Origin of the sequence: Luteococcus sp. H91, assembly GCF_038433135.1 — a bacterium.
In the GTDB taxonomy this organism is placed as follows: Bacteria; Actinomycetota; Actinomycetes; order Propionibacteriales; family Propionibacteriaceae; genus Luteococcus.
The window spans coordinates 1-22,185 of sequence record NZ_JBCDMV010000007.1; the positions used below are offsets into that span (position 1 = coordinate 1).

20 protein-coding genes and 1 riboswitch are annotated in these 22,185 nt (G+C 70.5%); of the genes, 17 read left to right on the forward strand and 3 right to left on the reverse strand.

The window, feature by feature from the left end:
• Positions 1-134: 134 nt before the first annotated feature.
• The 3 genes from AAEX57_RS04660 to AAEX57_RS04670 all read left to right on the forward strand — a co-directional run bounded on the left by AAEX57_RS04660 (position 135) and on the right by AAEX57_RS04670 (position 4,686).
• Positions 135-887 (forward strand): DUF4191 domain-containing protein, encoded by a 753-nt coding sequence (locus tag AAEX57_RS04660; protein WP_342090910.1) that lies wholly within the window; start codon positions 135-137, stop codon positions 885-887.
• Between the two features lie 16 nt (positions 888-903).
• Positions 904-2,721: an ABC-F family ATP-binding cassette domain-containing protein gene (locus AAEX57_RS04665; protein ID WP_342090909.1), complete on the forward strand. Its 1,818-nt coding sequence runs from the start codon at positions 904-906 to the stop codon at positions 2,719-2,721.
• 150 nt (positions 2,722-2,871) lie between these two features.
• Entirely contained in the window at positions 2,872-4,686 is a 1,815-nt protein-coding gene (locus tag AAEX57_RS04670; RefSeq protein WP_342090908.1) for a calcineurin-like phosphoesterase family protein, read from the forward strand.
• A gap of 135 nt (positions 4,687-4,821) precedes the next feature.
• On the opposite strand, the gene AAEX57_RS04675 is transcribed toward AAEX57_RS04670, so the two are convergent.
• Both AAEX57_RS04675 and AAEX57_RS04680 read right to left on the reverse strand, forming a co-directional pair.
• Entirely contained in the window at positions 4,822-5,952 is a 1,131-nt protein-coding gene (locus tag AAEX57_RS04675; protein WP_342090907.1) for a glycosyltransferase, read from the reverse strand.
• Between the two features lie 8 nt (positions 5,953-5,960).
• Positions 5,961-6,392, reverse strand: a complete 432-nt coding sequence (locus AAEX57_RS04680) for an RDD family protein (RefSeq protein ID WP_342090906.1) — start codon at positions 6,390-6,392, stop codon at positions 5,961-5,963.
• A 110-nt stretch (positions 6,393-6,502) separates the two neighbouring features.
• Between AAEX57_RS04680 and glnA the strand changes: the two genes are divergently transcribed.
• The 14 genes from glnA (at position 6,503) to cobA (ending at position 21,461) form a co-directional block, all read left to right on the forward strand.
• Positions 6,503-7,924, forward strand: a complete 1,422-nt coding sequence (gene glnA / locus AAEX57_RS04685; RefSeq protein ID WP_342090905.1) for a type I glutamate--ammonia ligase — start codon at positions 6,503-6,505, stop codon at positions 7,922-7,924.
• A gap of 105 nt (positions 7,925-8,029) precedes the next feature.
• On the forward strand, positions 8,030-10,729 hold the full coding sequence (locus AAEX57_RS04690) for a GH92 family glycosyl hydrolase (RefSeq protein ID WP_342090904.1): 2,700 nt from the start codon (positions 8,030-8,032) through the stop codon (positions 10,727-10,729).
• 34 nt (positions 10,730-10,763) lie between these two features.
• A riboswitch (cobalamin riboswitch) is annotated at positions 10,764-10,875 on the forward strand.
• Between the two features lie 29 nt (positions 10,876-10,904).
• Positions 10,905-11,663, forward strand: coding sequence for a precorrin-2 C(20)-methyltransferase (gene cobI / locus AAEX57_RS04695; RefSeq protein ID WP_342090903.1), 759 nt, complete (start codon positions 10,905-10,907; stop codon positions 11,661-11,663).
• Positions 11,660-12,535 carry a precorrin-4 C(11)-methyltransferase gene (gene cobM / locus AAEX57_RS04700; protein WP_342090902.1) on the forward strand — a complete coding sequence of 292 codons (876 nt, stop codon included), beginning with the start codon at positions 11,660-11,662 and terminating at the stop codon, positions 12,533-12,535. The genes cobI and cobM overlap by 4 nt, the downstream gene beginning before the upstream one ends.
• Positions 12,532-13,449: a precorrin-6y C5,15-methyltransferase (decarboxylating) subunit CbiE gene (gene cbiE, locus AAEX57_RS04705; RefSeq protein ID WP_342090901.1), complete on the forward strand. Its 918-nt coding sequence runs from the start codon at positions 12,532-12,534 to the stop codon at positions 13,447-13,449. Before cobM ends, cbiE begins: the two co-directional genes overlap by 4 nt.
• Positions 13,446-15,200 carry a precorrin-3B C(17)-methyltransferase gene (cobJ, locus tag AAEX57_RS04710; protein ID WP_446721064.1) on the forward strand — a complete coding sequence of 585 codons (1,755 nt, stop codon included), beginning with the start codon at positions 13,446-13,448 and terminating at the stop codon, positions 15,198-15,200. Before cbiE ends, cobJ begins: the two co-directional genes overlap by 4 nt.
• Positions 15,197-16,444 (forward strand): CbiX/SirB N-terminal domain-containing protein, encoded by a 1,248-nt coding sequence (locus tag AAEX57_RS04715; protein ID WP_342090900.1) that lies wholly within the window; start codon positions 15,197-15,199, stop codon positions 16,442-16,444. The genes cobJ and AAEX57_RS04715 overlap by 4 nt, the downstream gene beginning before the upstream one ends.
• Before the next feature lies 1 nt (position 16,445).
• On the forward strand, positions 16,446-17,102 hold the full coding sequence (locus tag AAEX57_RS04720) for a precorrin-8X methylmutase (protein ID WP_342090899.1): 657 nt from the start codon (positions 16,446-16,448) through the stop codon (positions 17,100-17,102).
• Between the two features lie 210 nt (positions 17,103-17,312).
• Positions 17,313-18,020, forward strand: coding sequence for an energy-coupling factor ABC transporter permease (locus AAEX57_RS04725; protein ID WP_342090898.1), 708 nt, complete (start codon positions 17,313-17,315; stop codon positions 18,018-18,020).
• Positions 18,013-18,378: an energy-coupling factor ABC transporter substrate-binding protein gene (locus tag AAEX57_RS04730; RefSeq protein ID WP_342090897.1), complete on the forward strand. Its 366-nt coding sequence runs from the start codon at positions 18,013-18,015 to the stop codon at positions 18,376-18,378. The genes AAEX57_RS04725 and AAEX57_RS04730 overlap by 8 nt, the downstream gene beginning before the upstream one ends.
• Position 18,379: 1 nt before the next feature.
• On the forward strand, positions 18,380-19,162 hold the full coding sequence (cbiQ, locus tag AAEX57_RS04735; protein ID WP_342090896.1) for a cobalt ECF transporter T component CbiQ: 783 nt from the start codon (positions 18,380-18,382) through the stop codon (positions 19,160-19,162).
• A 4-nt stretch (positions 19,163-19,166) separates the two neighbouring features.
• Positions 19,167-20,027 carry an energy-coupling factor ABC transporter ATP-binding protein gene (locus tag AAEX57_RS04740; protein WP_446721075.1) on the forward strand — a complete coding sequence of 287 codons (861 nt, stop codon included), beginning with the start codon at positions 19,167-19,169 and terminating at the stop codon, positions 20,025-20,027.
• Positions 20,027-20,644: a precorrin-6Y C5,15-methyltransferase (decarboxylating) subunit CbiT gene (gene cbiT / locus AAEX57_RS04745; RefSeq protein ID WP_342090894.1), complete on the forward strand. Its 618-nt coding sequence runs from the start codon at positions 20,027-20,029 to the stop codon at positions 20,642-20,644. Before AAEX57_RS04740 ends, cbiT begins: the two co-directional genes overlap by 1 nt.
• Positions 20,645-20,684: 40 nt before the next feature.
• Positions 20,685-21,461, forward strand: coding sequence for a uroporphyrinogen-III C-methyltransferase (cobA, locus tag AAEX57_RS04750; protein ID WP_342090893.1), 777 nt, complete (start codon positions 20,685-20,687; stop codon positions 21,459-21,461).
• On the opposite strand, the gene AAEX57_RS04755 is transcribed toward cobA, so the two are convergent.
• A complete protein-coding gene (locus tag AAEX57_RS04755; RefSeq protein WP_342097754.1) occupies positions 21,448-22,170 on the reverse strand; it encodes a precorrin-6A/cobalt-precorrin-6A reductase in 723 nt (240 codons plus the stop codon). The genes cobA and AAEX57_RS04755 overlap by 14 nt on opposite strands.
• Between the last annotated feature and the right edge of the window lie 15 nt (positions 22,171-22,185).

The following is a 22,185-nucleotide window of genomic DNA, read 5'->3' on the forward strand; positions in this document are numbered from 1 at the left end:
GGGGGGAAAACGGGGGAAAAAAGAGGGGGAAAAAAAAAAAAAAGGGGGGACCCCCCCGCGGCTCGTTCCCGGCTAGGATTGGTCGGCGGCCGCAGTGGGGCCGCACCACACTCGAGAGATGATCCGGAGCGACGATGGCGAGCGAGAAGGCCAAGGAACTGGCAGCCAAGCAGAAGGCCCAGGTCAAGGCGGAGAAGGAACGCAAGAAGAACTCCTCCGACCCCCGCGACTGGAGCCAGATGCGCCAGATCAAGGAGAGCTACCGGATCACCAAGGAAGCCGATCCGAAACTCCCGCTGGTGCTGGCGGCCGGGTTCCTCGGCCCCGTGCTGCTGGGCCTTGTCCTGGGCCTGCTGGTCAAGCCGATCTGGTTCTGGCTGGTGATGGGCATCATGATCGGCATGACCGTGGCGATGTTCCTGTTCACCCGTCGGGTGAAGAACTCGGTCTACAAGCGCTACGAGGGTCAGCCCGGCTCCGCCGAGATCGCGCTGAACATGCTGCCCAAGGGCTGGCAGTCCACCCCGGCGATCAATGCCACCCGGCAGATGGACGTCGTGCACCGGGTTGTGGGCCCCGGCGGCCTGATCCTGGTGGGCGAGGGCGATCCCGGTCGTCTGAAGTCACTGCTGGCCACCGAGGTGAAGCGTCACGAGCAGACCGCCTATGGCGTCACGGTGCAGACCGTGCAGATGGGTGATGCGCCCGGTCAGGTGCCGCTGAACAAGCTGGCCGACCACATCAAGAAGCTGCCCAAGCAGCTGGATGCCACCAAGATCGACGAGGTGACCAAGCGGCTGCGCGCCATGGATGCCGTCCGCGCCCGGATGCCGATCCCGAAGGGTCCGCTGCCCAAGCAGGGCTCGCGTCGCGCCATGCGCGGCTGAGCGGCACCCGTACATCGTGGCGGTACAGAACCTCCTCAATGCCGAACAGGTCACCAAGACCTACGGCACCCGCACCCTGCTGGACCAAGTCTCGCTGGGTCTGGGCAAGGGCGACGTGATCGGCGTCGTCGGTCGCAATGGCGACGGCAAGTCCACCCTGCTGAAGGTGCTCACCGGCGCCATCGAGCCCGACGGCGGCCGGGTCACACGCACCGGATCGGTCTCCATCGGGGTGCTCACCCAGGCCGAAGAGGTGATCCCCGGCCAGACGGTGCGGGACCTGATCGTCGCCGGCGAACCCGACCATGTCTGGGCCCGTGATGCCTACCGTCGGGCCGTGGTGGAACACCTCCTGGCCGACATCGAGCTCGATGCGGAACTGGGCCGTCTCTCCGGCGGGGAACGACGCCGGGCCGCACTGGTCAGCCTGATGTTCGGCCAGCACGACCTGTTGGTGCTGGACGAGCCCACCAACCACCTTGACGTGGAGGCCGTCGCCTGGCTGGCCGACCACCTGAATGCCCTGCAGCAGCGCAGCATCGCGATGCTGGTGGTCAGCCACGACCGCTGGTTCCTGGATGCCATCTGCAACCGGGTCTGGGAGGTGCATGACGGCGTCGTGGACCCCTACGACGGTGGTTACGCCGCCTATGTGTTGGCCCGCGCCGAACGCTCCCGGCAGGCCGCGGCCAATGAGGCCCGCCGGCAGAACCTGGTGCGCAAGGAGCTGGCGTGGCTGCGTCGCGGGGCACCAGCCCGGACGTCGAAGCCGAAATTCCGGATCGAGGCGGCCAACACCCTGATCGAGGACGTGCCGCCGCCGCGCGACCGGCTCGCCCTGGAACAGTTCAGCGTCAGCCGCCTGGGCAAGGACGTCTTCGACCTGGAGAAGGTGACGCTGCGCTTCGGGGAGCGCACCCTGCTGAACCAGCTCACCTGGTCGATCGGCCCGGGCGACCGGATCGGGCTGCTGGGTGTCAATGGCGCCGGCAAGACCACGCTGCTGAACCTGCTGGCCCACGAACTCTCCCCCACCTCCGGGCGGGTCAAGCAGGGCAAGACCCTGCGGCTGGGACACCTGAGCCAGCACATCGGGGAACTGGACGAACGCGAGACGGTGCTGGAGAGCGTCAACCGACTCAAGGCCGAGACCAAGCTGGCCACCGGCAAGGACACGTCGGCCTCCAACCTGCTGCAGGAATTCGGCTTCACCGGGGAGAAGCTGGTCACCCGGATCGGCGAGCTCTCCGGTGGTGAGCGACGCCGGCTGAGCTTCCTGCGGATCCTGATGGACGAGCCCAATGTGCTGCTGTTGGACGAGCCGACCAATGACCTGGACATCGACACCCTCACGGTGATCGAGGACTACCTGGACACCTGGCCGGGCACCATGATCATCGTCAGCCACGACCGGTACTTCCTGGAACGCGTGACCGACTACACCTATGCGTTGATGGGCGACGGCCGCTGCGTGCTGCTGCCCGGTGGCGTCGACGAATACCTGGCACATCGCCGCAATCGGGAGACCGGCCCCGGCAAGAGCGCCCAGCTGACCGCCGACGCCGCCTCCGCCGGCGATGCGACCCCGGACTCCGCCGCCGCCCCGAGGGCCTCGGCCGCCGAGATCCGCCAGGCCCGCAAGGACCTGAGCCGGTTGGAGAGCCAGATGACCAAGCTCAGCGCCCGGATCGAGAAGATCCACGCCCAGATGGCCGACCACGCCAGCGACTACGCAAAGTTGGCCGAGTTGCAGGCCGAGTTGCAGGTGGCCAGCGACGAGCACGATGAGCTGGAGTTGGCCTGGCTGGAGGCGGCAGAAGTCATCGAAGACTGAGCCTTTCCGCTTCCCCAAAGGCGTCGCTTTCCTTGTCTGGTTGGGAAACGGCCCACAAGGTTTCTCGTCGCGGTCATCTGGATTTCACCACCCCTTCCTAGGTTGGGAACCGCCCCTGTCGGGGCACCCACCCCACTGGAAGGAACCCTCGTGAACACCTCGTCCACCCCACGTTCCCGTCGCAGCGTCGCCCTGGTTGGCGGCCTCACCTCGCTGGCGCTCAGCGCCAGCCTGCTCACCACCGTCCCCTCGGCCACCGCGGCCCCCGAGCTGCCGGCCCCCGGTGACGACGTCTACCGCGGCCAGGTCCAGGTCGTCCCCGGCAAGAACCCCGACGCCCGCGTGCTGCGCGGCGCCGTCTTCGTCGATGCCAACCGCAACTCGGTCAAGGACCGCGGCGAGAAGGGCATCCCCGGCGTCAGCGTCTCCAATGGCCGCACCGTGGTGGCCACCGACCGTCGCGGCGAGTACCAGCTGACCGTCGACGACAACACCACCGTCTTCGTCTCCCAGCCCGCCGGCTACCAGGTGCCCGTCGACTCCTCCAATGTGGCGCAGTACTACTACAACCACCTGCCGCAGGGCTCGCCCAAGCTGAAGTTCGGCGGGATCAAGCCCACCGGCCCGCTGCCCAAGGCCGTGAACTTCGGCATGGTGACCAGCACGGCCACCGCCGGCAGCGAGCAGGACTGCCTGATCGGCGGCGACATCCAGACCTACACCAAGAAGGAGGCGGAGTACGCCGCCAAGGGTGCCTTCAACGACCTGTCCAAGCGTGACGACTACCGCGGCTGCGGCGCCCTGTTCATCGGCGACATCGTCGGTGACGACCTGAGCCTCTACCCCGGCATCCGCCAGCTGACCAGCAAGCTGAACGGCCCGGCCCGCTTCCTGCCCGGCAACCACGACCTGGACTACGACGCCAAGAACCGCGCCCACGCCTATGACACCTACCGCGCGACCTTCGGCCCCACCTACCACTCCTATGACGTGGGCCGGGTGCACGTGGTCAGCCTGGACACCGTGGACTACCCGGTGCCGGGACGCAGCTACAACGGCGCCCTGGGCAAGAAGCAGCTCGAGTGGCTGCGCAAGGACCTGGCCCGGGTTCCCAAGAACAAGCTGATCGTGGTGGCCGGGCACATCCCGCTGCTCACCTTTGCCGACCAGGGCAGCGAGCAGCACCAGATCGACGAGGTCAAGCAGGTCTACAAGCTGCTCAAGGGCCGCAAGGCGGTGGCCGTCTCCGGCCACACCCACAGCATCGAGAACATGCGCAAGGGCGACTCGATGGCGGGCTGGCAGGACATCTTCGGCGTCACCAAGCTGCCCTTCCCGCACATCACCTCCGGCGCCATCTCCGGCGACTGGTACAGCGGCAAGCTGTTGGAGGGCGGCTACCCACTGGCCGTGCAGCGCGACGGCGGCCTGCCCGGTGTCGTGACGCTGGACATCAAGGGCAATCGCTTCACCGAGCGCTTCACCGTGCGCGGTGACAAGGGTGCCGACCAGATGCAGCTGGGCCTGAACACCCCCGCCTACCGCGCCTGGTACAAGGCCAACAAGCCCGCCAAGAAGCCCAAGCCCGGCAATGCCGCGCCGCTGGCCGACCCGTTGAAGATCAGCAAGGACGACCTGTCCGGCAGCTGGCTGACCACCAACTTCTTCATGGGCTCCACCGGCTCGAAGGTGATGGTCTCGATCGACGGCCGTCGGGCCCAGCAGGCCACCCGCACCCAGCCGATGACCGGCGAGGGGCAGTACGTCGGCGCCGAGTACTCCGATCCGGCCGCCGTCCAGGAGCAGCTGGTGCACGGCGGTTCCCCCGCCGATCGTTCGATGCACCTGTGGCGTCAGGGTCTGCCGACCGATCTGGAGGCCGGTACCCACACCGCCACCGTGCGCGCCACCGACGCCCACGGACGGGTCTCCACCGAGAAGATCACCTTCGAGGTGACCGAGTGAGCTGATTGCCACTACCCACCCCCCACGGGGTAGCTCGCCCCACCGTGTGAAGCCTTGACCCCTGCGACGGGGGTCAAGGCTTCACCGTCTGGGTCAGGTGGGCCCGCGTGGGCCACGTCCTGCGGGGGTGACGGGTCAGCGTCGGGCGACCTCGGCGTAGACCTCGCCCAGTTGCTGCGCGATCCGATCGGGGGCGAAATTGGCCACCACATCGGCCCGGATCTCGTCGGCGTCCCAGTCCCGGAAGTGGCCGACGAAGGTGGCCAACGACTCGGCCAACGCCTCGACGGAATCCGTGTCGGCGAACATCCCGACGCCCTCGTGCAGGAAGCCCTCCGGGCCGCCGCAGCGGGAGGCCAGCACGGGCAGCCCAGCGGCCATCGCCTCGATGTAGACCACGCCGAAGGTCTCCCACTCGCTGAGCAGCACGAAACCGTCGGCGTCGGCGAACTCGGTGGCGATCTGGGCACGGGTGCGCTGCCCGAGCAGGGTGACCCGCTCGGCCAGCCCCGCTTGCTGGGCGTGTGCCTCGATGACCTCCCGGTCGGGACCCTCGCCGATGATGGTCAGGCTCACCTCGGGCCGGTCGGCGAAGGCCCGGGCGAAGCCGTCGACCAGCAGCACCATCCGCTTGCGGGGCAACAGGTTGCCGGCCGTGACCAGCCGGATCCCCTGGTGGGGTTTGCGGGGCAGCCGGGCGAAGGTGACGACGTCGACGATATTGGGCACCACCCGCACGGGCAGGTCGAAGTTGTCGGTGATGACGTCGGCCAGTGCCTGGGAGACGGCGATCACCGCATCTGCGCGCCGGTAGGCCTCGGTGGCCCTGAGGCGCAGGTCGAAGGGGATCGACGTCGGGTTGAACTTGGAATTGTGCTCGGTGACCACCAGCTTGAACTGCCGACGCCGGTCGCTGCGGGCCGCCGCCAGCGCGTACTTGGTGAAGTGGGCGTGCACCACGTCGGGTGTGCCGTGCGCCGCGACGATCTGGGTGAAGACCATGTCGAAGGCCCGGTCCAGCACCGCCTGGTCCACAGAGCTGGGCACTCGCCCCACCGGCAGGCTCATGGTGTGCACGTCGATCCCGGCGACCACCTCGTGCCGCAGTCCGAAGCGACGCCAGCGGCGCAGCGAGCGCACGTCCAGCGCGGCGATCGCCACCCGGTGCCCGGCGGCCCGCAGGGCGCGGGCCTGATCCAGCTCGAAGATCCCCCACAGCGGGGTGCGCGGGCTGGGAACCCCCCGCGCCACGATCACGATGAACACGGCACTCCTCAGCGACGGTTGATCACGACGGTGCCCAGTGCCAGATCGTCCAGCGCCCGGCGCTCCGCACCGATCACGACGGCCGGGAGCACCAGCACCTTCATGGCAGCCCGCAGCACCGCACGCCGCCAGCCGATCGGCTGGTGGTCCAGCCTGACCACGGCAATCCGGCAGATCAGCTGCCCGAAGGAGCCCGAGGTCAGCGCGGTCAGCACCGTCTTCTGCAGGAAGTACAACCCCATCGGGGCAAAGCGCCGCCAGTCGAAGCCATGCAGCACCGCGTCGCCGAAGAGCAGCCGGGCCAGGATCATGCAGGCCGCCCAGTCGATCAACAGGGCCGCAAGCCGGGCATTCCAGGTGGCCAGGGACCCCCGTCCCTTCTCGGGCAGGCCAAGACTCTCGCCGGGGTACTGGTCCTCCATCTGCACGGCCTGGGTCATGGGTGAGAGGATACCGGCCATGTAACACCGCTGTTACATGGCCGGAACTATCGGGCAATGCAGGCCCGATAGCGTCATGCCAACACCCGAGAGTTCCACCTGGAGGAAACATGTTCCAAGGCGCCGATGACCTGCTGGCGTACATCAAGGACGAGGGCATCGAGACCGTCGATGTCCGCTTCTGCGACCTGCCCGGCGTCATGCAGCACTTCACGGTTCCCGCGGCCGCCTTCGGCCCCGAGGTCTTCGAGGAGGGCCTGTCCTTCGACGGTTCCTCGATCACCGGTTTCACCAAGGTGCACGAGTCGGACATGGCGCTGATGCCCGATCCGACCACCGCCTTCGTCGACCCCTTCCGTGTCTCCAAGACCCTGGTGGTCAACTTCTTCGTGCACGACCCAATCACCAAGGAGCCCTACGACCGGGATCCGCGCACCATCGCCAAGAAGGCCGAGGCCTACTTCGCCTCCACCGGCCTGGGCGACACCGTCTTCTTCGCCCCCGAGGCCGAGTTCTACGTCTTCGATGACGTGCGCTTCGAGACCAAGACCAACGGCTCCTTCTACGAGATCGACTCCGAGGCCGGCGCCTGGAACACCGGCCGCGTCGAGGAGGGCGGCAACCGCGGCTACAAGGTGAAGCTGAAGGGCGGCTACTTCCCCGTCGCCCCCGTCGACCACTTCTGCGAGCTGCGCGACGAGATCGTCGCCCACATGGAGAAGCTGGGCATGCAGACCGAGCGCGCCCACTCCGAGGTCGGCACGGGCGGCCAGGCCGAGATCAACTGGCGCTTCGACACCCTGACCGCCAGCGCCGACAAGGTGATGCTGTTCAAGTACCTGGTGAAGAACACCGCTTGGGTGAACGGCAAGACCGCCACCTTCATGCCCAAGCCGATCTACGGCGACAACGGCTCCGGCATGCACGTGCACAGCTCGCTGTGGAGTGACGGCACCAACCTGTTCTACGACGAGAACGGCTACGGCCAGCTCTCGGACCTGGCCCGCTGGTACATCGGTGGCATCCTGAAGCACGCCCCGGCACTGCTGGCCTTCACCAACCCGTCGACGAACTCCTACCACCGCCTGGTGCCGGGCTTCGAGGCGCCGGTGAACCTGGTCTACTCGGCCCGCAACCGTTCCGCCTGCATGCGGATCCCGTTGACCGGCAGCAATGCCAAGGCCAAGCGCGTCGAGTTCCGCTGCCCCGATCCGTCGGCCAACCCGTACCTGGCCTTCTCCGCCATGCTGCTGGCCGGCCTGGACGGGATCCAGAACCGGATTGAGCCGCCGGAGCCGATCGACAAGGACCTCTACGAGCTGCCGCCCGAGGAGCACGCCCAGGTGGCGCAGGTGCCCGCCTCGTTGGAGGAGGCCCTGAAGGCGCTGGAGGCCGACCACGAGTTCCTGCTGCAGGGCGACGTGTTCACCGCCGACCTGATCGAGACCTGGATCGAGATCAAGCGGGCCGACATCGACGAGATCCGCCAGCGCGTGCACCCGTACGAGTTCGACCTCTACTTCGCGATCTGACAAGGATTCGCTCGTAGGCCGCGCACGGGCCGCCGTCCCTCTGGATGGCGGCCCGTGCCGCGTATTTCGCAACCAAGGGGCGACCCGATGTGCTCGAATGGTGCGGTGCCAGAATCTGCCCTGTCGGTCACCGACTACGTCCGCACCACCCGCGGCACCGACTCGTCGGCCGGCTTCAGCCACGGCAACACGCTGCCGGCCGCCTGCCTTCCGCACGGCTTCAACCTGCTCACCCCGGTCACCGACGCCCGGACCAGAAAATGGCTCTACCAGTGGAATCCGCCCGGCGGGCTGAGGCTGCAGGCGCTGGCCTTCAGTCACCAGCCGTCGCCGTGGATCGGGGACCGGGCAGGGCTGCAGCTGATGCCGTGGACGGGGCACGCCCACACCGATCCGAAGCGCCGAGCGATCGCCTTCAGCCACGACGACGAGCACGCCCGGGCACACCACTACCGGGTCGCGCTGGCCGACGGGACCGTCGCCGAGGTCACCCCCACCGACCATGCGGCGGCCTTCCGCTGCACCTTCACCACCGACGAGGCCTGCGGGGTGCTGCTGGACCTGCCCGGCGACGGCTGGTTACGTGCCGACCTGCTGCCCGACGGCCGGGCCGTCATCACCGGTCGGCTGGAACCCTCCCCCGGCTTCGGGCGACGCCAGCGTGACCCGGTGGGCTTCTGCTACGGCGAGACCCGGCAGCGGGTCCGGGTGCTGGCCAATCCGCATCAGGGGCTGCTCGGCCGGCGGCCCGCCCGGGGGCGTCGACAGGCCGTCGTGCTGGAACTGCCGCCCGACCAGGGGGACCAGCTGGAGGTGCTGCTGGCCACCAGCTTCATCAGTGTTGACCAGGCCCGGCACAGCCTGGCGCTGGAGATCGGCGAGGCCGACTTCGACCAGGTACGGCTCCGGGCGCAGCATGCCTGGGAACAGGTGCTGGGCCGGCTGGAGCTGCCCGAGGCCACCGGGGAGCAGCGCATCATCGCCTGGTCCAACCTGACCCGGCTGCACACCTGGCCCAACGCGATGCACGAGAATGCCGGCACCGCCGAGGAGCCCCGATGGGTACACGCGTCGCCCTTCCAGCCGATCGGCGCCCGCGCCCGGCTACGACAACGCCCCACCCACACCGCGTCGCCGGTGCTACCCGGCAGACTGTTCGTGAACCACGGCTACTGGGACACCTACCGCACCTGCTGGCCCGCCTTCCACCTGCTCAGCCCCGAATCGGCGGGCGACCTGCTGGACGGCATCCTGCCCGCCTTCACCGAATCCGGGTGGATGGGCCGGTGGAGCGCACCCGGCCACGTCGACTCGATGGTGGGCACCAGCAGCGACGTGATCTTCGCCGACGCCAGCGCCCACGGCATCGACTTCGACGAGCTGACCGCCTACGCCTCGGCGGTGCGCAATGCCAGCTGCCCGCCGCCGGATGCGACGGTGGGCCGCAAGGGCATCGGCGGCGGCCGCTTCCGCGGCTGGATCAGCAGCGAGACCCGGGAGGGTTTCAGCTGGAGCATCGAGAATGCGGTCTGCGATGCCGCCCTGGCCCGCTGGTCCGACCGGCTGGCCGGGCGCGCCGACGAGCTGGGCGTGCCGGAACAGGCCGACGGGTTCCGGGCGAATGCGGCCTGGTTCACCAACCGTGCCCTGGGCATCCGGCAGCTCTTCGATGGCCGGACGGGATTCCTGCGTGGACGTCGGGCCGACGGCCGCTGGAGCCGGACCGAGTTCAATCCGCTGGACTGGGGTGGGGACTACACGGAGACCACCGGGTGGGGCATGAGCGTCAGCCTGCCGCAGGACGGCGCCCTGCTGGCCGCGCTGCATGGTGGTGAGTGGGCGCTGGCCGACCATCTGGACCGGCTGTTCACCACGCCGGAGGACGCGGACCGGCCGGGGCACTACCGTCGGGTGATCCACGAGATGCGGGAGGCGCAGGCCGTCGGTTTGGGCCAGTGCGCGCCGAGCAACCAGCCGGCCCACCACATCCCTTTCATGCCGCTGCACGTCGGCCGCCCGGCGCAATCCCAGCGGGTGGTGCGCGACGCGCTGACCCGCCTGTTCACCGGTTCCGAGGTGGGCCGGGGCTATCCCGGTGACGAGGACAATGGCGAGCTCAGCGCCTGGTGGCTGTGGGCGGCGATGGGCCTGTACCCGCTGGCACCCGGCAGCGGCGAGTACGTGCTGGGCGCGCCACTGACCCCGATGACCTGGCGCCGCGACGAGGGCAACCTGACCATCCGCACCACCGGCACCGGGGCGTACCTCGCGTCGGTGACCCGCAATGGCGAGCCCTGGCCGGCCGTCGCGATCGGGGTGGCCGAGCTGCGCGGCGAGGTGGAACTCTGCTTCGAACTGTCCGAGCACGCCACCGAATGGGGCGTGGACAGCCGCCCCGGCAGTCTGTCCACCAGCGAGCTGGGCCGCAGCTGGGGGCCGTGGCGTACCGATCGCAGCTGGTCGGCGCTCTGGTCCGGCGCCCCCACGGCGGCCCTGGAGCGCCTGGTGGACAACACCGGCAGCCACCCGGTGCACCTGGTGGCGGGCACCGTCCTGCGCGCCCGTTGGCAGCAGCCGTGGCGGCCACGGCTGCTCACCCTCACCGCCCAGAACCCGCTGAGACCCGCGGTGCGGGCCCGGAATTCGGCCGCCGAGCAGCGCTGGCGCGAGCTGGAGCTGCGCGGCGGCCAGGCCCAGTGGCCTCGTCAGACCGTCGCCTGGCTGCTGCCCGACGACACCGAGCTGGACGAGCTGGAGGTGCGGCTGCCCACCGATGGCACGCTGTTCCAACTGGAGGTCTACTGAGCGACCCCGACACGACATTGCGTAGTAGCTGTGCCACACTGGCCACGGACCTGGCCCGAGGAAGCCGGTGAGAATCCGGCACGGTCCCGCCACTGTGAGCGTCCGTGCGGCGTCAGTCAGGAACTCCCCAGGTCATCCGCGTCGACTACTCGGGCGAGAGACCTGAAGGAGCCTCATGACCACTACCACCCCGACCGCTGCGCCGCGCCTGATCGGCGTCGGCGTGGGCCCCGGTGACCCCGAACTGGTCACCCTGAAGGCAGCCCGGCTGCTGCGGGAGGCCGACGCCGTCCTGGTGCCCACCACCGAGAGCTCCGGCGACGGGCCCGGGCGGGCGGAGCAGGTGGTGACCGCGGTGGTCCCCGAGGCGCGCATCATCCGGATCCCCTTCTCGATGGCGGATCGGCGGGGCGTCACCCCACGTCGGGAGGAGAGCTGGCAGGCCTCGGCCACCGCAGCCCTGGCGCAGTTCGCGGCGGGCGCGCACAGCGTGGTCTTCGCCACCGTCGGCGACCCGAGCATCTATTCCACCTTCAGCTACCTGGCCGGCACCGTCACCGATGCCCGCCCCGACGTGCAGACCGAACTGGTGCCCGGGATCACCGCGATGCAGGCGCTGGCAGCCGCCAGCGGCACGCCGCTGTGCGAGGGCACCGAGGTGCTGGCCCTGGTACCAGCCACCCGGGATCTGGCCGGGCTGGGCGCGGTCCTCGAGGCCGCCGATGCGGTGTGCATCTACAAGGGCGGACGCCAGTTGCCGGCGCTGCGGGCCGAGCTGGCCCGGCACGGCCGCACCGGGGTGGTGGGCAGCTTCGTCAGCCTCCCGGAACAGAGCCTGACCAGCCTCGATGAGCTGGACGAGGATGCCACCGCGCCCTACTTCTCCGCGGTGCTGACCACACCCGAGCGACACACGACGGGAGGTGCCCTGTGAGTGCCGAACCCACGGGAAAGGCCCCGGGCAAGGTGGTCTTCGTCGGCGCCGGCCCCGGTGCCGCGGATCTGGTGACCTTGCGCGCCGCCCGAACCATCGAGCAGGCCGACGTGATCATCTGGGCCTCCAGCCTGGTGCACCCGGACATCGTCGCCAACCACAGGCCCGACGCGGAGGTGGTGGATTCCGCCAGCCTGCCGCTGGAGGCGCTGGAGCCCTACTACACCCGGGCGCGCGACGAGGGAATCCTGGTGGCCCGGGTACACACCGGCGACCCGAGCATCTACGGCGCCACCGCGGAGCAGCGCGAGCTGTGCGACCGGCTGGGCGTCGACCACGAGACCATCCCGGGGATCAGCGCGTTCAGCGCCGCCGCCGCCCGGATGGACGTCGAGATCACACTGCCGGAGGTCAGCCAGTCGCTGATCCTGACCCGGCTGGAGGGCGGTCGCACCCCGATGCCGCCCAAGGAGACGGTCCGCGCTTTCGCGGCCCACGGCGCCACCATGGCGCTGTACCTCTCGGCCGCCCGCAACAAGGTCTTGCAGGAGGAGCTGTTGGCCGGCGGCTACCCGCCCGAGACCCCCTGCATCATCGGCTACCAGGTCACCTGGCCCGACGAGATGATGCTGCGCTGCCAACTGCAGGAGCTGTCGGCCACCATGAGGGAACACAAGCTGTGGAAACACACCGTCGTGCTGGTGGGGCCCGCCCTCGCCGAAGCGCCGATGGCCCGTCGCAGCCACCTCTACCACCCCGGCTTCCGGCACGAGTACCGCCATGCCGATCCCCGAGCGCAGCAGCAGCTGCGCACCGAGGGAGCAGTGGGACTCACCGCCGAATCGTCCATCGAGCAGGAGAAGAAGCAATGATCCGAGTGCAAGGCTATCTGGGAGAGCCCGGGCTGAAGATGATCTGCGATGCCGCCGCGGCCGACCTGGTGGTCGGCGGCGCCCGGCATCTGGACGCCCTGGACGTGCCCGAGGAACGTCGCGTCGTGCTGGGCGCGATGAGCAAGGCGATCCCGCAGATCATCGCCGCCGGGCCCGACGCCAATGTGATGGTGGTGGCCAGCGGAGACCCCGGCCTGTTCGGCATCGTGCGCCGGATGCGCGCCGCCGGGCTGGAACTGACGGTGATGCCGCGCTCCAGCTCCATCGCCCAGTCCTTCTCCCGTATCGGGATGCCCTGGGACGACGCCGAGGTGGTCAGCACCCACGGCCGCCCGCTGAGCCCCGCCCTGGCTGCCTGCCGCGCCTGCGGCAAGGTGGCGGTGATGACCAGCCCCACCCATGGATTGCGGGAACTGGCCGCCGGGCTGGCCGACCTGGAACGTCGGCTGGTGCTGTGCGAGCGGCTCGGTGAGGACGACGAGCGGGTCCGCGAGTTCGACGTCCGCACCGCCCTGGACGTCGAGGAGATCCTGGAACCCAATGTGGTGCTGGTGATCGACCCCGAGGCCCCCAGCGAGGTGGGCTGGCGGCTGGGCTCGCCCCGCCCCTGCGACCCGGTGCCCGAGGTCTCACCGGAGGCCGCGCAGCTCTTCTGCCGGATGCTGCCCGCCCTGGGCGATCTGCTGTGGGTGCAGGGCCAGCTGGGACGCGAGGTCGCCTCCCTGGCCCGGCTGCAGCGCGCCGCGGTGATCGACCTGGACGAGCAGCCGCGCCCCGTCGCCGCCCCCACCTGGGTGGTCGCGGAAACACTCGACGACGAGCAGCTGGCGGCCCTGGCCGAGCTGGACCCAACCCACATCATCCGCCCCGAGGGCGCGGAGAGGACGGCATGAGGAACTGGCAGGACGTCCCGATCACCCAACTGGTCAACTCCCCCGCCGCCCGCCAGCACGCCGACCGGATCCATCGCGCGCTGGGCAACAAGACCACCATCGTCGAGGGTCCGCTGGCCCGGACCCTGCCCGAGGCGTGGCCGGCCGCCGAGCTGATCATCAGCCACCTGGCGCTGGGCGCCACCGCGCGGATCATCGCCCCCTTGCTGGCCAGCAAGCAGAGCGACCCTGGCGTCGTCGTGGTGGACGAGGCCGGCCAGTTCGCCGTCCCGCTGGTCGGTGGGCACGTGGGCGGCGCGAATGAGCTGGCCCGGGCCATCTCTGATGCGCTGGGCGGCACCGCGGTGCTGACCACCGCCACCGACGTCGTCGGTATCCCCGCGTTGGACCTGCTGGGCTGGGCCTACGAGGGTGACCTGCCCGCCGTCACCCGCGCCATGCTGGACGAGCAGCCGGTGCTGCTGGATCGCACGCTGGGTTTCCCGGTGCCGCAGCTGGCCCCCTCGGTCAGCGTCGACGCCCGGAAGCCGGTGGCCCGGATCGTGGTCACCGACGCCGCCGAGGCCGACACCGCAACCGAGGCCCTGCCCACCGTGACCCTGCACCCCAGGAGCCTGGTGGTCGGGATGGGCTGCAACAAGGGCACCGACGTCGACGAACTGGACGAGCTCTTCCACCAGACCCTGGCCGAGGCCGGGCTGCACCCGTCGAGCGTCACCGCGCTGACCACCGTCGACGTCAAGGCCGGTGAGCTGGGGCTGCTGCAATTGGCCCACCGGCTAGGGCTGCGACTGACCGACTACCCGGCCGACGAGCTGGCCACCCATGCTGTGCCCAACCCGTCGGAGCAGGCGCAGCGACACGTCGGCTGCCCGTCGGTGAGCGAGGCGTCGGTGCTGGCGCATGGCGCAGAGCTGGTGGTTCCCAAGCACAAGTCGGCCAATGCCACCTGCGCCGTGGGCAGGCTGCCGGTGCGGGGCCTGCTGCAGGTGGTGGGCCTGGGCCCCGGCTCGCGTGACCTGCTCACCCCCCGCGCCCGCGACGCGATCCGCCGGGCCAACCTGGTGGTGGGCTATGGGCCCTATGTGAAGCAGATCCGGGATCTGGTCAGCCCCGGGGCGGAGATCTACGCCTCCAAGATGGGCACCGAGCAGACCCGCACCTCGCTGGCGATCGACCGCGCCCGCGCCGGGGAGCGCGTGGTGCTGGTCTGCGGCGGCGACCCGGCGATCTACGCGATGGCCTCCCCCGTGCTGGAACAGGGCACGATGGGGATCGACGTGGAGATCGTGCCCGGGGTCACCGCCGAGCTGGCGGTCTCCGCCATCCTGGGCGCGCCGTTGGGCCACGACCACGCCACCATCTCGCTGAGCGACCTGCACACCGACTGGCAGGTGATCGAGCAGCGGTTGCAGGGCGCAGCCGTCGGGGACTTCGTCGTGACGCTCTACAACCCGCGCTCCCGCACCCGGCTGATGCACCTGCCACGGGCGCTGGAGATCCTCGGGGCGCACCGGCCGCCGAGCACCCCGGTGGCGGTGGTGCAGCAGGCCAGCCGGCAGCGGCAGAAGGTGATCACCTCGACCTTGGCCGACTTCCAGCCGGAGTGGGTGGACATGAATTCTTTGGTGGTGGTCGGCTCGTCGCTGACCCGCTTCGTCCCGACCGGGTCTGGCCGCGAACTGGTGGTCACGCCGCGCGACTACCACTGGATGGCCGAGACGTCCGAGCCCCTGCAGGAGGAGCGATGAGCCACCCGCCCGCCCTGGTGATCGGCGCCCACGGAACCCGTCTGGAACGCGGCCAACAGGACTGCCGTCGGCTGGCGCAGCTGGTGGCCGAGCAACTACCCGGAGTGGAGGTGCGGCTGGGGCACGTGGAACTGGTGGAACCGCACATCGACGAGGTGGTGGCCGAGCTGCTGGGCCGGCACGAGCAGGTGGTGGTGACGCCGCTGATGCTGGGCACCGGTGCGCACGTGCAGCGCGACATCCCGGAGATGATCGGCCGCGGCGCCCTGGCCACCGGTCATCTGGAGGACGTCACCCTCACGCCGCACCTGGGTGCCCATCCGAAGCTGCTGGAGGCGCTGGACCAGCGGATCGCCAGCGCCCTGGCCGTCGAACCCGCCTGGCAGCCGGCCGAGACCATGGTGGTGCTGGTGGGCCGTGGGTCGCTGGTGGCGCAGGCCAATGCGGACCATGTGGCGCTGACCCGGCTGGTCCGGGAGACACACGAGCTGGCCGAGGTGTTGCCCGGCTTCATCCAGGTCACCACGCCGGATCTGCCGGGCGCGCTGGACCGGGCCGCCCTGCTGGGAGCCCGACGGGTGGTGGTGGCCGCCAACTTCCTGTTCACCGGCCGACTGGACGGCTGGGTCCGGGAACAGACCGCCGCCTGGGGCGTGAGCCATCCCGACGTCGAGCTGCGGGTGGCCGAGGTGATCGGCCCGTGCGTGGAACTGGCCGCGGTGGTGGCCGAACGCTACCGGGATGCGGTGCGGGACGCGGAGGCCCTGGCCTTGCAGGGCGCTGCCGGATCCCCGATGTACCTCAGCGGGCTGAACCTGCGCGGCCGCCGGGTGCTGGTGGCCGGCGGCGGGGCCGTGGCCACCCGTCGACTGACCCGACTGCTGGAGGCCGGTGCGCTGGTGGAGGTGGTGGCCCCCCGGGCCCGGCCGCAGGTGCAGGAACTGGCCGCCGCCGGCCGGATCAGCTGGCAGCAGCGCCCGGCCACCCCCGCCGACATCACCGGCGCCTGGTATGTGTTGGCCGCCACCGACGACCCCGAGGCCAACCAGGCCCTCGCCGAGGCGGCCGAGGCGGCCCGGGTCTTCTGCGTCCGCGCCGACGACGCCCACCACGGCACCGCCTGGACCCCGGCCACCGAGACCGTTGGCGACTTCACCGTCGGGGTGCTCGGTAACCGCGATCCGCGCGGCTCCGTGCGGCTGCGGCAACGCATCATCGACACGCTGACCAGCGAGGAGGGCTGAGATGGCCACCTATGAGTACCTGACCGACGGCGCGGAGATCTACGCCAACAGCTTCCGGATCATCCGCGAGGAGGCCGGGCTGGACCGGCTGCCCGACGATCTGGCCCAGGTGGCGGCCCGGATGGTGCATGCCTGCGCCCAGACCGACCTGACCGGTGACATCGCCTACAGCCCCGGCGTGGTCACGGCCGCCCGGCAGGCGCTGCTGGCCGGCGCTCCGGTGCTGTGCGACTCCACCATGGTGGCCACCGGCATCATCCGCTCCCGGCTGCCGCGGGACAATGACGTCGTCTGCCTGTTGCAGGAGCCCCGGACCGTCGCGCTGGCGGCCGAGAAGCAGATCACCAAGACGATGGCCGCGGTCGAGCTGTGGCTGCCCCGGCTGGAGGGCGCCGTGGTCGCCTTCGGCAATGCCCCCACCGCCCTGTTCCGGCTGCTGGAGCTGGTGCGCGACACCGGCGTGAAGCCGGCCGCGGTGATCGGCATCCCGGTCGGTTTCGTCGGCGCCGCGGAGAGCAAACAGGCGCTGGTGGACAATGACCTGGGGCTGGACTACCTGACCGTCAAGGGCCGCCGCGGCGGCTCCGCGATGGCGGTCGCGGCGATCAATGCGATCGCCTCCACGGCCGAGACCAGCAATACCGCCCAACTGGCTTGATCCCAACTACCCGACGGCCCCCTCGGGTGGCATAGTCGGCCCTACAACTACAGATGCCATCGCGGTGCGAGGAAGCCGGTTGAGCCGGCACGGTCGCGCCACTGTGTCCACCCGCTGAAGTTCACCACCGCAGGGCTGGGAGTCAGGAACTCGACCGCGACGGCAGACCCAACCGATCCGAGACGCGTCATCTCGAGAAGGAGTCACTTCATGCACATCGCTGAAGGCTTTCTGTCACCGGCGCAGTGTGCCATCTGGTACGCCGCCAGTGCCCCCTTCGTGATCCACGGTGCCAAGGCCGTGATCGCGGAATCCCGCAAGAGCCCGGAGAACAAGCTGCTGCTGGCCGCAGCCGGCGCCTTCACCTTCGTCCTGTCGGCCATCAAACTGCCGTCGGTCACCGGAAGCTCGTCGCACCCCACCGGCACCGGTCTGGGCGCGGTGCTGTTCAAACCACCGATCATGGCCTTCCTGGGCACCATCGTGCTGATATTCCAGGCGCTGCTGCTGGCGCACGGCGGGATCACCACCCTGGGCGCCAATGTCTTCTCGATGGCGATCGCCGGGCCGTGGGCCGGGTACGGCATCTACCTGCTGGCCAAGAAGGCGAAGCTGCCGTGGTACGTCGGGATCTTCGGCGCCATGTTCTTCGCCGATCTGGTGACCTACTGCGTCACCTCGCTGCAGCTGGCCATCGCCTACCCCGACGCCGGTAGCGGCTTCACCGGCTCGCTGGCCAAGTTCCTGGGCATCTTCGCCGTCACCCAGATCCCGTTGGCCGTGATGGAGGGCCTGCTGGGCATCCTGGTCTTCCGCTTCCTGTCCAAGGTGGCGCTGCCCGAGCTGCAGCGACTGGGCGTGGCCGGTTTCGGCACGCGCTCCGCCAGCTACCAGCGCGAGGAGGCCGTCCATGTCTGAGACCACCCTGACCCCCACCACCGGCACTGCCCCCGCCACCCGCACGGGCGGCTGGATCACGGTCGCCCTGCTGGGCGCGATCGCGCTCATCTTCGCCCTGTCCATGGCGCTGGCACCACGCCCCACCGACGCCGACGCCGAAGCCTTCGGCGGCACCGACGCGGCCGTCACCGACGTGCTGGCCGAGAAGGGCGTCGAGCCCTGGTTCGAGCCGATCTTCGAGCCCGGCTCGAGTGAGATCGAGTCCGGCCTGTTCGCGCTGCAGGCCGCCCTGGGCGCCGGAGCCTTCGGCTTCGCCCTGGGCAACCTGCGCGGCCGGCGCGCCGAACGCGTCAAGCTCGGCCGCACGGACGGCTGAGGTGCACCTGACCAGCGTCGACGACGCCGCCTGGGACAGCCCCTGGCGGCGTCGTCGCGTCGGCGAGAAGGCCCTGCTCAGCGTCGGCTTGGTGCTGACCGCGCTGGTGGCACCCCCCTGGCCGGGCACCGGGCTGGTGGCGCTGGTCTCCCTGGCGGCCATCCTCGGCCCCGCGCGAATCCGCCCCGGCGTGCTGGCAGCGGTGATGGCCGGCCCGCTGGCCTTCATCCTGATCGGCGCCGCCTCCGTGGCGCTCGGCGTCGGCTCCCCCGCCGCGGAGAGCCGCCTGCTGTGGCGCTGGGGCCCACTCAGCCTGGGCACCGACGGGCTGTGGCGGGCCGCCGCACTGGTGGGACACGGGATCGCGGGTGCGCTGGCGCTGATGGTGCTGGCCACCACCACCCCGATGGTGGACCTGATCACCTGGGGCCGTCGCTGGCGGATCCCCGACCCGCTGCTGGAGGTGGCCTCGCTCACCTACCGGCTGCTGTGGGTGCTGCTGGCCACCGCCGTCGGCATCCGCCAGGCACAGGCCGCCCGGCTGGGCGACGCCGCGCCGTTGCGCCGCCGCGTCGAGGCCGCCGGTGATGCCGTCGGCGCCGTGCTGGTGCGCTCCTGGAACCAGGCCCGACGGCTGGAGGATGGCCTGGCCGGGCGCGGCTACGAGTCGTCGCTGACCACCTTGGGCGTCGAACGGCCCGCCTCCCCCCGCTTCCTGCTGGCCACCGGCGCCGCTCTGGCCACCATCTGGGTGCTGGTCTGGGCGGTGGTGGCCCGTGGCTGAGAGCATGCTGCCCGTGATCGCCGACTCCTCCCGCCCCGCCGACGACGGTCTGGTGCTGTGTGCCACCGGCCTGGTGGCCGGATATCCCGGGAACGAGGTGCTGCACGGTGCCAACCTGCGCCTGCCGCACGGCCTGCGGCTGGCGCTGCTGGGCGCCAACGGTTCGGGCAAGACCACCCTGCTGCGCTGCCTGTCCGGCGCCCACCAACCGTCGGGCGGCAGCATCGCCGTCGACGGACGGGTGCTGCGCCGCACCCGCGACGGGCTGCGCGAACACCGTCGATTGGTGCAGCTGGTGCTGCAGGATCCCGACGACCAGCTGTTCAGCGCCGACGTCCGTCAGGACGTGTCCTTCGGCCCGATGAACCTGGGTCTGGACGAGGCGGAGGTGCGGGCACGGGTCAGCGAGGCGCTGGAGCTGCTGGGTGTCAGCCACCTGGCCGAACGCCCCACCCACCAGCTCTCCTATGGCGAGCGCAAGCGGGTGGCGACGGCCGGCGCCGTCGCGATGCGTCCCCGGGTGCTGCTGCTGGACGAGCCAACCGCCGGGTTGGACCCGGCCGGGGTGCACGAGATGCTGGCGGCGCTGGACCGGTTGATCGCGCGGGGCACCACCGTCGTGCTGTCCACCCACGACGTGGATCTGGCGCTGGCCTGGAGCGAGCAGGCGGCGGTCGTGCTCGACGGAACCGTGCGCCAGGGCCCGGCCACCGAGCTGCTGAACGACGCCGAACTGCTGCACGCCGCCCGGCTGCACCGCCCCTGGCCACTGGAACTGGCCGCCCGACTGGGTCTGGCCGGACGGCCCCGCCACCTTGACGAGATCGCCGCCCTACTAGGGCCGAAGACTGCGAAGGATGCCTGATGCCGCTAGATGCTGACCCCCTTGCGGGGGACCTTTCCCCCGTCCCCGGGCGGCCCGACCAGTGCTTCGAGCACGATGGGTTGATCACCAAACGCGCCGTGCGGGCGATGGCGCTGGCCCAGCTCCGCCCGGCCGCCGGGGAGCTGCTGTGGGATGTCGGGGTCGGGTCGGGCGCCGTGGCCATTGAATGGGCACTGGCCGCGCCCAACGCCCGGGCCGTCGGCTTCGAGCGCAAGGCGGAGCGGGCCGAGCGGGCACGGCGCAACATCGCCCGCTTCGGGCTGGCCGAGCGGGTCGAGCTGCGGCTGGGCGAGGCCGCCGAGCGGCTGGCCGAACTGGCCGAAACGGGCGCGTTTCCGGACGCGGTCTTCATCGGTGGCGGCGCCAGCCAGGCTGTGCTGGAGGTGTGCTGGCCGGCGCTTCGCCCCGGCGGGCGGATCGTGGTGCACGGCGTCACATTGGAGACCGAGGCGCTGGCCGTGGACTGGCATCGCCGTCACGGCGGCTCGCTGGCCCGGCTGCAGCTGGACTCCGCGGAGGCGCTCGGCAACTTCACCGCGTGGAAACCCGCCCGTCCCATCGTGCAGTGGGCCGCGACCCGCCCACTGGCGCTGTGACAGCATGACCCAGCACCCCACCGCTGAGAAGGAAATCCGGATGAATCGTGAGAACACCCAGCCCACCGCGGGTACCTTGGCACCCCTGCAAGCCGGCACCGTGACCCTGGTTGGCGGCGGCCCCGGCGACCCCGGCCTGCTCACCGTCGCCGGACTGCAGGCGCTGCGCCAGGCCGACGTCGTGCTGGTGGACCACCTGGCGCCGCAGGAGTCGCTGGCCGAGTGCTCCGCCGATTGCGAGCAGATCTGGGTGGGCAAACACCCCCGGGGCGAATTCGTCCCGCAGGAGCGGATCAATGAGCTGCTGGTGACCCACGCCCGGGCCGGCAAGCGGGTGGTGCGCTTCAAGGGCGGCGACAACTTCGTCTTCGGCCGCGGCGGTGAGGAGTGGCAGGCCTGCGCCGCCGCGGGAGTCGCAGTCCGGGTGGTGCCGGGCGTCACCTCCAGCGTCGCCGCCCCCGCCCTGGCCGGCGTGCCGGTGACCCACCGCAACCTGGTGCAGGGCTTCACCGTGGTCAGCGGCCACGTGCCGCCGGGCGACGAGCGCTCCCGGCTGGACTGGTCGGCGCTGGCCCGCACCAGCACGACGCTGGTGGTGCTGATGGGCGTGAAGTACCTGCCCGAGATCACCGCGGAGCTGATCCGCTGCGGCCTGCCCGCCACGACGCCGGTGGCGGTGGTCGCCAAGGCCGGCCGGCCCGACGTGACCCAGGTCCGCGGCCCGCTGGACCGGATCGCCGAACTGGCCAGCGAGATCAGTCCCCCGGCGGTCACCATCATCGGCGAGGTGGCCGGGCTGGATCTCAGCGCAGGCTGACCCGAGCCAGCCAGGCCAGTGCCTCGTCCAGGTTGGCGGCCTGCTGGCCCGGCAGCTCCGGGCGGCTGAGCATCACCACCCGCACGCCGAGCTGGGCGGCGGCCTCCAGCTTGGCGGCATGGTCGGTGCCGCCCAGATCCCGGGCCACCAGCACCCGCTGGCCCTCCAGCGCCCCCAGTTCCACGTCGAGGCTCTGGGCACCCCGCGCCTCGATCACGTGCCAGTCGGCGGGGCGCTCAAAACCGTCGTCGCGCGAGACCCGCACGGTCACCGGCGAGGGCAGCAGGTGGTAGTGCCACAGCGGCTGCCGGCCGACGGCCAGGAAGATCGGGGCACCGATCCGTCCGGCCACCCGGCAGGCCTCGTCGTGATCGGCCACCCAGTACCAGTCGTTGGCATCTGCGCGTTCCCGCCAACTTCGGCGAACCACCCGCAGGAAGGGGATCTGGAGCGCTCGGCTGACCTGGTAGGCATTGCGGCTCATGGTCGACGCATAGGGGTGGGTCGCATCCACCACCGCCTCCACGTGGTGGCTGCGCAGCCAGTCCGCCAGCCCGGCTGCGCCCCCGAAACCGCCGTGGCGCACCTGCCCCGGCGGTTGCTCGGTGCTGCCCGACGGCAGTGAGCTGAGCGGCACCATGCCCCGCGCCACCATCGCCTCCGCCAGGCGGCGGCCAGCGGTGGTCCCCGAGAGCACGAGCACAGTCATGACCCACATCAAAGC